General features: G+C 59.2%; 13 protein-coding genes. 9 read left to right on the top strand and 4 right to left on the bottom strand.

Annotation, left to right across the window (positions count from 1 at the left end):
• The first annotated feature begins 66 nt into the window (after positions 1-66).
• The 4 genes from AC6HZP_RS23665 to AC6HZP_RS23650 all read left to right on the top strand — a co-directional run bounded on the left by AC6HZP_RS23665 (position 67) and on the right by AC6HZP_RS23650 (position 2748).
• Positions 67-270 (top strand): helix-turn-helix domain-containing protein, encoded by a 204-nt coding sequence (locus AC6HZP_RS23665; RefSeq protein ID WP_497524824.1) that lies wholly within the window; start codon positions 67-69, stop codon positions 268-270.
• 129 nt (positions 271-399) lie between these two features.
• Positions 400-1029 carry a hypothetical protein gene (locus AC6HZP_RS23660; protein WP_497524823.1) on the top strand — a complete coding sequence of 210 codons (630 nt, stop codon included), beginning with the start codon at positions 400-402 and terminating at the stop codon, positions 1027-1029.
• Complete coding sequence (locus AC6HZP_RS23655) at positions 1026-1670, top strand: helix-turn-helix domain-containing protein (protein WP_497524822.1); 645 nt, start codon at positions 1026-1028, stop codon at positions 1668-1670. Before AC6HZP_RS23660 ends, AC6HZP_RS23655 begins: the two co-directional genes overlap by 4 nt.
• Positions 1654-2748, top strand: a complete 1095-nt coding sequence (locus AC6HZP_RS23650; protein ID WP_497524821.1) for a tyrosine-type recombinase/integrase — start codon at positions 1654-1656, stop codon at positions 2746-2748. The genes AC6HZP_RS23655 and AC6HZP_RS23650 overlap by 17 nt, the downstream gene beginning before the upstream one ends.
• Positions 2749-3029: 281 nt before the next feature.
• On the opposite strand, the gene AC6HZP_RS23645 is transcribed toward AC6HZP_RS23650, so the two are convergent.
• Genes AC6HZP_RS23645 through AC6HZP_RS23635 form a run of 3 tightly spaced genes read right to left on the bottom strand, consistent with a single transcriptional unit; the run spans position 3030 to position 6848 of the window.
• Positions 3030-4451, bottom strand: coding sequence for a hypothetical protein (locus AC6HZP_RS23645; protein WP_497524820.1), 1422 nt, complete (start codon positions 4449-4451; stop codon positions 3030-3032).
• 27 nt (positions 4452-4478) lie between these two features.
• On the bottom strand, positions 4479-6032 hold the full coding sequence (locus tag AC6HZP_RS23640) for an amidohydrolase family protein (protein ID WP_497524819.1): 1554 nt from the start codon (positions 6030-6032) through the stop codon (positions 4479-4481).
• 33 nt (positions 6033-6065) lie between these two features.
• Entirely contained in the window at positions 6066-6848 is a 783-nt protein-coding gene (locus AC6HZP_RS23635) for a DUF5677 domain-containing protein (protein WP_497524818.1), read from the bottom strand.
• 176 nt (positions 6849-7024) lie between these two features.
• On the opposite strand from AC6HZP_RS23635, the gene AC6HZP_RS23630 reads away from it, so the two are divergent.
• The 5 genes from AC6HZP_RS23630 (at position 7025) to AC6HZP_RS23610 (ending at position 9795) form a co-directional block, all read left to right on the top strand.
• A complete protein-coding gene (locus tag AC6HZP_RS23630; RefSeq protein ID WP_497524817.1) occupies positions 7025-7288 on the top strand; it encodes a hypothetical protein in 264 nt (87 codons plus the stop codon).
• Between the two features lie 29 nt (positions 7289-7317).
• The gene (locus tag AC6HZP_RS23625; RefSeq protein WP_497524816.1) at positions 7318-7536 is read left to right on the top strand and encodes a hypothetical protein; all 219 of its coding nucleotides are present in this window, start codon (positions 7318-7320) and stop codon (positions 7534-7536) included.
• A 5-nt stretch (positions 7537-7541) separates the two neighbouring features.
• Positions 7542-8231: a hypothetical protein gene (locus tag AC6HZP_RS23620; RefSeq protein ID WP_497524815.1), complete on the top strand. Its 690-nt coding sequence runs from the start codon at positions 7542-7544 to the stop codon at positions 8229-8231.
• Between the two features lie 56 nt (positions 8232-8287).
• Positions 8288-9187, top strand: a complete 900-nt coding sequence (locus tag AC6HZP_RS23615) for a bacteriophage abortive infection AbiH family protein (protein WP_497524814.1) — start codon at positions 8288-8290, stop codon at positions 9185-9187.
• A gap of 287 nt (positions 9188-9474) precedes the next feature.
• On the top strand, positions 9475-9795 hold the full coding sequence (locus AC6HZP_RS23610; RefSeq protein WP_497524813.1) for a hypothetical protein: 321 nt from the start codon (positions 9475-9477) through the stop codon (positions 9793-9795).
• A gap of 486 nt (positions 9796-10281) precedes the next feature.
• Here AC6HZP_RS23610 and AC6HZP_RS23605 read toward each other — a convergent pair whose 3' ends face one another.
• The gene (locus tag AC6HZP_RS23605) at positions 10282-13125 is read right to left on the bottom strand and encodes a type I restriction enzyme HsdR N-terminal domain-containing protein (protein WP_497524812.1); all 2844 of its coding nucleotides are present in this window, start codon (positions 13123-13125) and stop codon (positions 10282-10284) included.
• Between the last annotated feature and the right edge of the window lie 71 nt (positions 13126-13196).

The following is a 13196-nucleotide window of genomic DNA, read 5'->3' as shown; positions in this document are numbered from 1 at the left end:
GGTCCGTGCGGTCGGCCAAGTCTCGTTCAGACACATCCCTAAGTGTCGCAACGAATGAGGCGATCCATGAGCGTGAATGGCTCTCGGCCTGTGGCCAATACGGTGGCGGATGTCCTCCGTCGTGTCGGTATCAGCCGCACGAAGTTCTATCAGGAGATCAATGCCGGCCGGCTGAAGGCTCGCAAGATCGGCAGCAAGACGGTCGTCCTGGAGGTTGATCTCCGGGCCTATCTGGATGCGTTGCCCGCTTATGATGGGAAGTTGGAGTAAGGTCGTGCGTGTCCGACTTCTTCCGACCATTCCTGCTATTCGCGCGGTAGTAGGCACCTTCGTCCTCAAGGCGAGGATCGTATGTGTTCACGCGTCTGATGGCGTGGCCGGATTGGTGGGAGGGCCCTCGTGACCCGCTCTCTCCCCATGCCGATCTCGCCCGTCGACGAGCTGGCCGAAGCCTGTAGCCTCAGCGCCGAAGAGTATGGCGCCTCCATGCTGCTTCGGGCCTTTCAGTGGCAGTATGGGGCGCTTCCGGTGGATGACGACCAGCTGGCGCGCATTGCCCGCGTTGCCCCTGAGCGCTGGTCCTCCGTCGCAGCGATCATCCGGCCCCGTTTTGGCCAGGACTGGCAGCACGAGCCTACCCACCTCGCGCGTCAGAAGGCCATGAACACCCGGGAGCGGCTGTCAAACGCCGGTAGGAAGGGTGGCCACGCGAAGGCCAAGGCCAAGACAAAGCCCGGAGAAAGCCAGCCGACTGCGCAGACTACCAGCCTGGCTACAAGCCCTGTTGCAAGCATGGATATAAGCCAGGCTTTGGCCCGCCTTAAGCCGGAGGTGCAACCTCGCAAGTGCGAGGCTTCCGACCCGCCTCAGGCCGGCGACGAGCCTGCCTATCCAGCCATTCGCGATCCGGAGGCGGCTCTCGCCTGGCTGCAGGAGAAGGACGTCTTCCCGGCGGATCTGGATGAGCTGCAGCGCCTCCTCATGGCTGGCAAGCTCACGTGGGCGATCCTGGAGGCTTCCACGCCATGATCAGGAATCGCAGCAAGCGTCCGCACGAGATGCCGCTGATGGCGGATCTTTTCGATCTGCCCACGTCTCCCCGGGAAGTGAGCGGCCTTGTCGACCCGGTCGCGCGGGGGCCGACGACAGACGGACCGAAGAAGGAGGCCCGGAAACCGTTCAAGACCCTCTATTCCCGCAAGGCTAAGCAGGATTGGAGCTATACCCGCCAAGACGTCATGGATCTCTATGACGTCTGCCGGAATACGGTTACCAACTGGATCAAAGAGGGGCTGGTCTATGTTCCCGGACGGCCGATCCTGTTCCGCGGACGCGACCTCAACGCCTTCCATGCGGCAAGGCGGAAAAGGGCCCGGAAAGACTGTCGCCCGGGAGAATTCTTCTGCTTCGCCTGCAAGGCCATCGTCTCGCTGGTCTGCCAATCGGCCGAATTCCGCTGGGACCGCGAGCACGCAGGAAGCCTGAGCTGGTCGTGTCCGTCCTGCGGCAAGCCGAACGGGAACTATCAGTCACGTAGCCAGGTCCAGCTTCTCACGGAGTTGGGAGTCAATCTGACCTCCATGAACGACGATTACTATCGTCCTCGCCGCGCCGGTGAGGTTGTGCAAATCCCCCAAGAATCGGAGGCTATCCATGAACCCGTCGAATGAGCGACTGCGGCACGCCTATATCGAGCACCTGCGCGACGCCAGGAAGCTGAGCGAGAAGACCATCGATGCAGTCATGCGCCACCTGAGCGAGCTCGAACGGTTCATCAGCGGCAAGAATTTTGAGCGCCTCTCCAAGTCGCAGTCCAAGGCGTTCTCCGACCAGCTGCATGTGCGCTCCTCGAAGGCTGGTGCCGGGACCCTTTCGAGTTCGTCCATTGTACACACGATGAACGACCTGCAGGCCTTCTATGCCTGGCTCACGACCATCAAGGGTTGGAAGGTCGATCCGGAGGCTGTTGCCCGGCTTACCGCCTTGCGGCGGGCGCTGATGGGCCACAAGTCCAAGCCGGACAAGGCACCCCCCACGCCGGAGCATATGCGTGCGATGATCACGGCCATCGGTGACAAGACCGTGTTGGAACGGCGCGATCGGGCGCTGGTGGCGTTCATCTATCTGACCGGCATGCGCGTCAGCGCAGTCATCTCGATGCTGTGTAAGCATGTGAAGCTTCTCGAGCGTCGGATTGATCAGGATGCACGCGAGGTGAACACTAAGTTCGGCAAGAACATGCTCACCACCTGGTTCCCGGTGGGCGAGGATATCGAGCAGATTGTGGTCGCGTGGTTAAAGGAGCGACAGGAAGCTGGAGCGGGCCCCGATGATCCCCTGTTCCCGGCGAAGCCCCGTCATCGGCTGCCAGGCGACACGACCCCGGAAACTGAGACGGGCTGGGTCACGACTGGCCCCCTTCGCAGGGTCTTCCGGGACGCCTGCCAGGCCGCCGGCATCGACTACATCAACCCTCATTCGGTTCGCCGCACGCTTATGCTGTTGGGCCTTGAGATGTGTGCGACCTGGGAAGAGCTCAAGGCGTGGAGCCAGAATCTTGGTCATGAGAAGCTGGACACCTCGATGGTCCACTACGGCAAACTCGACACCAACCGGCAGAACGACCTCATGCAGAGCCTGGTGCGGACCGACCTGACGGTGCGCGAAGAGCAGGAGCTGCTCATATTGTTCCGGCGCCTGCCGCCGAAGACGCGGGCCTCTGTGCTGGACATCCTCACGCCAGCGTAGCTGGAAACGGCCACGATACGCCTTGCATGGGCGGATGAAGTTGAACTAGCGCCCGGGGCGCTGGTGCATTGGGTGCCAAGGAGCCTGCTCGGCCTCAGTGTTCAACGGCGGCTTCGCGCAAATTGCCATCATTGGCGCCGAGCCGAAAAGCGAACATCCAAGCAGAACGCCTGTCGCGCGAAGTCTGTCTCGCCTACCGGTTTGTATCTCTGGGATAAAAGTCTCGGCGTTCGTGACGCTTGCCCTCATTGCCGAGACGCTCGGCGTTCGCCGATTCGGTTTCATCTATCGCCGAATGAAGAAGTGTCAGTGCTGCGCTTCTTTCCCTCCATAAAATCTTGCAGCGTGGGGGCCGGCTTATCGGCGTCTGTGATCCGTGTCTGCGACCACAGGATCGATGCCTCGTAGACTGATTTACACTGCCAATCGCCATCCAACTCGAACCAATGTTGTGCATCCGGCAGCAGTTCGAACGGCACTGGATGCAGGGCAAACGGGTTGTGAAAGACCTCGATTTCGGCGGTCCAGGGTTCGTATCGATGCGGCCAAAGATTGCCATACTCGTCGCTGGTTATGTCGAGGCAAAAGGGGATGCCACTCAGTGCTCCTGGTGCCCGATCAAAGAATTCTCCCATCCTGGTATAGCGGTAGCCGGCGGGCGCAGCCGATGCAGAGATCGGCACTCGGTTTAGCTTGGAGATTGAGCAAGCGTTGGAAAAAATTACTGCTGAAAGCTCGGCATGTTGGTCATTTGCGAACAGACCCGCCGGAAATTGGGCAGGGCCAAGAAGCGTTTCAGCAGGCATCGGCACGGCTTGCAGATAACCGTCTACCTCGGCCACGGTCGCGCCGGATCCCTGTAGATAGCCGATCAGTCCCTCACGGCTCCACATCATGGAACCAGACGCGTGGAAGTCTGCGACCGCCAGGATGAAGGGTTTCCCAGTGACATGGGGAAGCTGATCGTACCGTCTCGCGAGCTTGTTGCCGATCGTCTTTGCAAAGCGCAGTGCGACGCTTCCGAAGAAAATCTCCTCCCTGTCCGTTGGTATCTCCGCGAATGGCGCATTGACGTGATTGTAGGGCACCGGCGCGTTCGCCGTGACTGCTTCGACCCAAGCTTCGCCGCCAAGGCGGCTTTCGATCCGAAAATCGGGCGACTCGAACGGCTGCTCGACAAGCAGCCCTTGTTCTCGAAACGATGCGAGGAGCTGAGCCTCCCAAATGCGAGTGTGAAAATTGGTGGTCTGGCAGTCGCTGACCCAATTGCGGTCGGGCCTCGGCAGGGCGAGATAGAGTTGGTTCAGCGCCCATGCGGCGGGCTGACGCGCAGCAGTTGCAAGCAGTCGAAATGAATCGCTCGGCTCACGATCCTTAAGGTCAAAGAGTGGCGGGTGCGCGACGACGCCAGACGGGACAGGTTCTGGCGGTATCCCCTCGGCCAGGAACGGCTCTAAAGCTTCGACTGCCTCATCCATTGAGCCGAAACCGTTAGCTTCCCCTGTGATGGTCCAGACGGAGTCCACGCGCCGGCGCATCACTATCGTGCCAAATGTCTTGGTCGCGACGCTCCGGGTGACAATCCCGCAGGCGAGGCCATCCGACCCACCCCACGCTCCGACGGGAGACTCGTCGCCGAAGCCGTGGCCGCGGGGGAGTGATAAAGCATAGAAATCGAACTCCCACTGCGGGATTTTTCGCATTACGTCGCCTTCTGCTGTTGGGGCCGGCTAGAGGGCTTGCTTCACATAGGCCGGGAGGTTGATGTTGGCGTTCAACGCGGGGATGAAACCGGAATCGTCGACCGACGTGATCGGCGCCATGGGCAAAGGTTTCAACACCGGCGCCGCGGCCCTCATGATGTCCTGCAATGTCGAGAATTGCTGATCGTCTTCCAACTCGAAATCGATTGTGATCGCATCACGCTCGATTGCCTGAAATCCCATGATCGTAGGCGAAGGAGCGCTTGCTGCGAGCTCAGGCAGGTGCGCCAGGCCGAACGTCAACTTTGCGATCGCGGTACCAAGTGAGAGCCCGGCAAGCGGATCGCCGCCGGCTTCGGCTAAGTCGAGGACGTAATCCTTCCCGCCGATAACGATGCGTTCCTGTTCCTTGGCGTCGAAGTCAAGGAAGCCAAGGCGACCGTGCCGGGGCCTTCCATTGATCAGCACAGCCAGTACGTCGCTCTCTCGTGCGTCGATGAGCTGCGCATAGGCGTCGCCCGTGTCACCATCGAGGATCAACAGATCCGCTTTCAGTCCGCGTTCAACGCTACCGACTTGGCCCTGCCAGCCGAGCATTTTCGCGGGTGTCGATGTCACCATCCGTGACAGCTCCTCCGGAGAGAACAGTCCTCCCAGATGGTCGCTGACGATACGTGCAATCTTGAGTTCGCCCAGGAGGTTCTTGCTGCCGCTCGGAGACCAGTCGGATCCGAGTGCGATCGGCACGCTTGCGGCTTTGGCTGAAGCGACGTCTGCGGTCTTTCCGTAAAGGAGGAGGTTGGACAGCGGCGACCAGACCATCCCAGCCGCAGCGGCGATGCGTTGGAAGTCGGCCGCCTGCAACCCGGTGCAATGGATTGGGATCAGATCCGGATCGATAGCCCAAGTGTTGGGCGCATACTCGAGATCGAGGAAGCGCTGGCGCGCGTCCTGATCGGTTCCTTCGCTGAGGTGATAGAAGAAGGGGCGATCCTTCTGAAGCGCCGGGACGAGTTCAGATGCGATCTCGGCTGCGGTGTAGTCCAGTGTTTGGCCGCTGGCGGCTGGGAAGGCAGGGTCGCGCGGTGCTTCGACGTTGCGGGTCAGGCCCTGGTACCATTTTGAGCCGCCGCCTCGGCTCAGGCCTTGCGTTGTCGTCGTCCCGCCAAGCAGCGACCGGCATTCAACGAAGCGCGCGATGCTGCGGGGGTAATCGACATCAACGTTGCCGCCGATGACATTGGCGGGGAGGGAGATCGAAACCTTGTAGTCGGGTTCGTGCTCGCGCCACTGATTTCTGTTGGTGTAGAGCTTCGGGACATTCCAAAGCGGCAGGAAATTGTAGCTCAGGTGGTTATGGAGTTCGATCAGGCCTGGGTAGATCGTCCCGTGGGTGTCAATCGGCGTGATGCCTGCGAATTCGTTTGGGACATGAGCAGGGTCGGCGACGACGGCGGCAATGCGGTCGGCTTCGATGCAGATCGCGCCATGAGGATAGATTGTGCCGTTCCCATCCATCGTGACGATTCGTCCGACGAGTACCTGTCGAACGCCGTGAACTGCTGCAATGAAATTTCCCATCTGAACTCTCCCCAGAGACTGAACTTGAAATTCTTAGGCGTTCTCATCCTGCGGTGACGGTTGGTCGGCGCGGTGTCGCTGGCTTCCCAAGGCCCGGTAGCGTTGGAGTAGCGTCTGAAATTCGTCCCAAACTTCAGTTTTTGCTTTGATCTTCATGATGAGCAGAGTGGCAATCGTCATTGAAATGCCAAGCTCTGTCATTGTGCGGTGAAAATCGTCGTCGTCGAGCTCGGGATGAAGGATCAGAGTTGCCAAGCCGGTTTCTGGATGCTCGATATAGTGCCGGTTGAGGGCCGTGACACTCACGTGAGCCGCGTCACCGGAAATATCGCGATAGCTGCGATAAAGCCGATCGAAGTCGCTGCCCTCAAGGAGCGTCCCGAGTTTAATTGCCTTCGCGCCCTGGAGCCCTTGATCGACAAATTCCTGCAACTGTTGCCTGACGTCGTCCGTACCGCTGAACGTCTTTGCATCGAGATGAAGAATGGCCCGCGAACGCCGACTCTTGAAGTCGTCATCCTTCATCTTTGCGACGAAAGCCGAATTCTGGTCCAGCGCTATGAGATACATCGTGGCCTCAAGGAGGCCGCGGGAATGGATGCGAAAATCAAGCTGTCGATCGTTTTCGAGCAGTAGCAGGGTGCCCTCGAACAGCGTCAGCGCTCGGGCGTACAGCGCCATTTTGAGCGCTATCAGCTCCCGCTCCTCGTCTGACGCAACATCGACCGGACCTTCTGCCGTGAACCGCCGGTCGGCGTCGACATAGTCGAGCATCCAGGCAAGCCATTGGGATGAGCGCGATTGCTGTTCGGTCACGGAAAATAGCTCCGAAAAAAGTGGTATGGCTGAGGCTGCCTAACAGAATTTCGCGAGAGCGCGTTGCCACCGGTACGAGTATAGGTTGGGCGGAGGGGGTTGAGTTTTGTCCTCCGACAGCCACATTCGTTTTTCACTGTCACGGCCCCGATTTTCATTGAGGTATTTCATGGTAGATGAACGTCATGAGGGATGATTTGCAAGAAATACTTTCAGTATTCGCGACCGCGGTGCGTGCCCTTCTGCAGGATAAGAATATTGCCTATGCGGATCCTTCCGAGCGGGCGCTTGTCGCTCGGATCCGGGATCTCTTGCATGGGGAATATGCCGGCTGGTCGATCGATTTGGAATGGAATCGCCGCGAGGACGTGATCAAGCGCCTTCGCTATGACCTGAGCGATGATGAGTTGATTGGGAAGGACGCGATCGTGCCTGCCTGATCGTACATCGGGTCGGGAAGCGTGAAAATGTGCTCGTCGTCGAGGTCAAGAAGTCGAGCAACAAGGACTTCGAAGGGGACATCTGGAAACTAAAGGGAATGACGGAGCAGGCCGGGGCTTACGGGTATCTGGTTGGGCTTCATCTGGTGATCGACGTGAAGGCGGGGATCGCGCCGCGTTGCGTTGTCTATGTCGACGCTGCGTTGAACGAAGAGTTGACAGAGTGGATGCGCGCCGAGCTGGGGTGAGCAGATTGACTGCGGATCCTGTTGAGATCGTAAAACTGCTCGGCCGCTTTACCGGGCCGGATCTGACGCGGACATTATCGCGCATCGAAGGCGCGATGGGAGGCGTGTCGGCCGGCGATTGCACGGGCTTTATCGCAAATGCCGGGGCTGGCCGTGAGGTATTGGCGGCCGCGGCCGGCATGAAGCGACTTGCCGGACAGATCAATGTCACAATCCACGCGCTCGGCATCCTCATGTGCCTGCCACATATTCTCGAGCCGGACGAGCGCGTCGAATCTGTGTCTCTCGGTGCGGGAAATACGGGCCGCGATTTCGATCTGGAGACGAATGTTCGGGTTGCCGAGTTCAAATTCATTCAGTGGAGAGGCGGGCCCGAGACGATCCGTCAGAATTCGGTTTTCAAGGATTACCTGCTGCTTGCGGAGCATCCAACGTCGAAGCGCAAGCACCTCTATTTGCTCGGAACGGAGCATGCGATTAGGTTCTTGCGAGGTGGTCGCGCCATGTCGAGCGTCTTGAGCAGAAACGCCAAGCTGCAGAGAATGTTTACGGAGCGGTTCGGGGAGCGCTTCCGGACGGTCGGCGATTATTACGCGGCTCACGCCAGCGCGGTTCAGATCGAGGATGTTTCGCCCTGGCTTTCGGAATTGGCGGAGGAGTTGATCGCGGAGCCGGATATGGACGTGAGCGATTGAAGTGCATCGCAGATGAGCGAATGTGTTGGCAAAGGGGAAAACAGTAAAGGGCTGGGATGGGGAAAACGCTTTACATCATCGGAAACGGCTTCGATCTGCACCACGGAATTCCATCATCCTATAAGGCGTTCGGCGAGTATCTCCGGCGGTCGGATGCCAAGACCTATGAGGTCGTCAAAAAATACTTCGAGATGGATGCTCAGTTCTGGGCCGAATTCGAGGATCGGTTGGCCTCTTTCGACAGCGATTCGCTAATCGAGGACGCGTCCAACTTTCTGGTCGGATATGGTGCCGAGGATTGGAGCGACGCATACCACCACGATTACCAGTACGAGATTCAGCAGGCGGTCGAGGCGATCTCGACGACGCTGCGGTTGCGTTTCGCCGAATGGATACGCCAGCTTCCTGTCCCATGGGCTGCTGAGTTCAGCGGGCAGCGCGTGCCACTCGATCCGTCGGCGGTCTTCTTGAACTTCAATTACACGCCGTCGCTGCAACGCCTGTATGGGGTTCCCGATATCAACGTGTTGCACATCCATGGAGCGGCGGCGAACCCAACGGAGACGTTGGTGCTGGGCCATGGATGGGAGCCCGATCCGAACCCGGATCCCTACCGTTTCGAGCAGGATCCGGAGGGTGCGGATATGCGTGTCGTCGAAGGGCAGGGGATTGTCGACGACTACTTCAGGGACACGTTCAAACCCACCGCCAAAGTCATCGAGAATAACGCAGCCTTCTTTGCCGGGCTGTCGGATGTCGATCGGATTGTTGTGATGGGTCATTCGGCGTCGGAGGTTGATCACCCGTATTTTGAGGAGGTCATCGCGAATATCGACGTCAAACGGGTGCGCTGGAAGGTCAGCTACTATGGGGATCTTGATGGGCTGAGTAAGCGCATGGAATCGCTGGGTGTGCCGGCCCACCTGACAGAATATGCGTTGCTGAATGCGTTTTGAGCCATTGAAGAGCTTTGAAATCGGAGGGGGATAAATTTTGCGACGATCGTCCACGAGCAGACATTCCAGACGTCGGCTGTGGGCCAGAAGCTGCCATTGGTTTAGAATCTCGCAAATGACCGTGATGGGGGTCGAAAGCTGACCAGGCCGAGTTTGCCCGATCGGGCAGCCCCAGAATGGCAGCTTACCGCGAGCGCTCCTCAGAACCGGACCGTTCGGAATCGGCCCCCGAACGGTTGTGACACGCGCGTTTCATACTCGGCCAATCAAGGCCGAGGAGAACTCACATGGGCCATTCTCAATATGATGATGCCAGCCGCGAGCGCGCAGCTTGGAACGCCGGCAAGAAAGTGGGCACGAAGCGTCCGCTTACGCAGAAGCAGATCTGGGCCGTTCGCTTCTTTCTCGATAGTCAGCGCCGCATTCGTGACCGTGCTCTGTTCGACCTTGCGATAGACAGCAAGCTTCGCTGCTGCGACCTGGTCAAGACAGGCAATATCCGTGCGATCCAGATATTGCTCGGTCATTCCAAGATCGAGAACACGATCCGATACCTTAGGGTCGACGTGGAGGATGCGCTGCTCCTGACGGAGCGAACCGAAATCTGAATTTAAGCGGTTATCCGTCTCATCGCGGATGACCGCTTCGACGCGCATGTTCCCTGCCTGTCGGTCTTGGGGGGGAAGCGGACAGGCAGCTATCCAATGTGCAATGGCCGCTTCGCGCCCTCATTCCCGCTACTCGACTTGACTCGGCCAGTTCCCAAAAGCGTACGCGCCGCAATCAATTCCAGGTATGTTGCAGGCTCTAGGCAGTTCCCCATCCCGAGATGGTGTCGAGCCTCAAGGGCGAGAGGACGCCAGAAATGGGTTTCGGTGAACAACTGGGTGATCGCCTCATCGCCAACGCCGGCTCGCGCTAGCATCGGGATCGGTTCGGTATTGACCACCGTTTAGGGTCTGGGAGTCCCTACCCCTGGCAGGGCGGGATCGTACCAGCCGCGAGCCTGGCTGATGAGAAGCTGATCGCCTAGACCGGCCTCTATAGCGCTCAACGCAAGAACAGCGCTTTCTTCCACCGTCACCGGAACCTGCTTACTTCCGCACCTTATCGGGAGCGCGATCCCGATAAGGTAAATCCGAGAAAAGCATCTTGATGTCATCTCCCAATGCCTTCTTGGCGGCTCGCAATGCCGAGCTCGCATACCGGTCGTTGCCCCGGCCAGCGCTTCCGGACAAATAGGACCATAAGCTGTACGAGGTCCCCATTGAAAAACTCGGGCCGGCGGTGTTCCGCCCTAAGCGGCCAAGTGCCTGCATAGCTGGCGGCCACGGATCAGCCTCTCGAAGGTCAGTTAGCCTTTCAGCGAAAACGACCTTGGCTCCGGCTTGACCCCAGTCGGCGGTCGGCATCCAAGTATACTGCGTGTTGGGCGAGTAGTCGCCGTACTGATCCACATCGTGCTGCACTACTACATCGAAGCGGATTGGCATGACGCCAAAGTGGGGGAAGTGATCGGTCAGTTCGGTGAAGCTTGCTTCCACGACCTCCTTCACGAGCAACTGGGTACGCTCGAAATGCTCAACAAGCAGTGCCCGCAGGCCCTCGGGGTCGGCTTTTAAGTCGTGCTCGTTCGGGGATCGGGTATAGAGCCGCTTCTCGAGACTGACCCGACCCTGGATGAGGGTATCGAGGTCGCCCAAAAGTTCCATCATCGGATAAGGTCGACGGCCGAGCAGGGCGCCACCGCCGATCCACTGTGCACCGTATGGCTTGAGCATTTGATGCAGGTCCTTGAGCGAAGCCCCCGGTTTCCATTCGAGGCGATACCTGCCTTTGAGATCGAGCAGCCTCATGGCAGTGCGCTCCTCGACCCACAGCAAGCCCCCTTCTAGCCGACAGGCATCAAGCAGCGCGAGTAGCGCATCGCGCAGATGGGTCATTCCGATCAATGCGCCGCTGTCGACACGGTAGCCCATGCCGCCTAGCCATTTTCCGTATAGGATCCACTGCTCGGACAAAGCGGAGGTTTGCACAGGCGCCCCGTCGTTCGCACGGGCGAAGAATTCGTATGTGAGCTGTTGGGTCTTGCCCTCCAGATCGCCGCGAATACCGAGGAGGTCAGCATGCGGCCCTGCGAGGTGCTGCCTCACCCTGTCCGCAATGGTCGGCAGATGGCGTTGAAGGGGCAGTTCGATACCGGCGAGTATTCCGGACAAGATAGTCTCGGCGCCATTCGGGCCTGCATAAGACGACGACACGTCTGCGCGATATCGCAACGCTATCATCGCGGCTCTCAGGTCAACCGCGACGATGCGCGCCCATATGGCCGCCTGCAGCTCTGCTGACGATGCCAGTGCCATGAGCAACGGAGGGTAGTTACTGTCGGCGACCAACGTCTCCGGTTTCAGTGACGCGATGATTTCGGGTGCCGGGGACCGCAACTGGGCGGCGGCTCGCAGATAGTCGGACAGTGCCTCGTGCTGAAGCTCGACGCCTCCATCTCGCGAATATAGGGCGTCATTGGCGAAGAGCTCTTCCAGGTCAGTTTCTTCGAAACCGCCATCGTGAGCCAGCTTCATCAGTGCGACGACCGGCATCGGCGCCGCTGTGGTAGCCTGCGCGATGAGCGTCAGCAGGTCGCGCAGCCGCAGTCTGCGTACGTTTGGCATCGACCTCGGCAAGAGGCGGTCGAGCCAGCTCTCGAACAAGGTCTCGATGCGGGTCGGCATCTCGCAGCTCGCCCGATAGTGTTCTAGCGAGAGGTCCAACAACAGCGGATGCGGCCATAGCGACTTGAGAAAAGCAGTTCCGTCTCGGATGAAGCCCCGCGCTGCACGTTCGGACCCAAGGACAGTACGGCTCAATTCGAACTGCTCCTCGTCGTTGAGTGGCAGCAGTTCGACTTCAGGGACCTCGAGCCTTTGAAGTCGGGAGTGGGGTCGGCTGAGGATTTGCAGGCGCGTCTTGGGATAGTCTCTGCACATCAGGGCCAGGGTGCCTTCCAAGGCAACCCTATCTCCCAGGGGCACGCGATCAAACCCGTCCCCGATGATAGTGATACCGTGTTCCTTCATCAGTTGGACAGCCGCAGCCCGGATGAAGTGCGGGCAGTGGGCGGTCACGCGGTCGGTCAGGAAGTTTTGGAAAGCCAAACTCTCGGTCGGCGCGTCAGGCAGGAACACCAGCACTGGCAAACGGGTGTCCGTTCCGGCTGTTCGGTTCTCGATTGCACGGGCGGCGAGATAGTCGGCGAGTCTGGTCTTGCCATAACCCGACGGTGCGTAGACGACGACGCCACCTTCGAACTGGCTGGCGATTGCCTCGATGTCGACGTCCTCTCGCCGGCCGTTTCGCGCCCGACGGGAAATGAACGGATATTGCCGCGATCGTTGGTATTCCGCGTCCTCATAAGCCGAGAGATCTTCCAAAACCTGCCTAAGCGGCTTGTGCGCGAGACTTTTCGCGTATGCCACGACCGCGGGAATCGACAATAGGCGCTCGACCTCCCATCGCCTTGCCTCGAGATCCAGGACAGTGCATTCAAAAACGAGCTCGCTTGATAGCGTCGGCTGAAGTTGCCAGACTTCGAACCTCACCCCGTTGCACGTGATGAGCAATGGAGCTTTCAGGTGTGTAGCATAGGATTCACCTTGCTCTTTCCCGTCGTCCAATGCTTTGCCGGGAGTCTTGGCCTCGATTGCGATCAGCGAGGTATCGCGACCGTGCGGCTTACCGGAAAACACGGCGATATCGGCCTCATGCTTGCGGCCTTTTGTGCCCGAGCGAAAAATTACCTTATACTTCCACGCGATATGGATGTTTCGGTCATAGCCGAGATGGTCCAGGAGAGGAGCGAGAAGCTTGGTCTCGACCTCGGCCTCGTTGGCGTAGGTAAGCGATGCGATGCCTTGCCAGAAATCTTCGGAGGTATTCATGCTGCGGTCCTCTGTCGCCATGTCGACAGGCAGAGGTCCTTGACCAGTGCGGTCTCCGGCCATGATCGTCT

It is taken from the genome of Kaistia sp. SLG-1, assembly GCF_059699055.1.
This window is presented reverse-complemented; position numbering and strand designations above follow the sequence as displayed.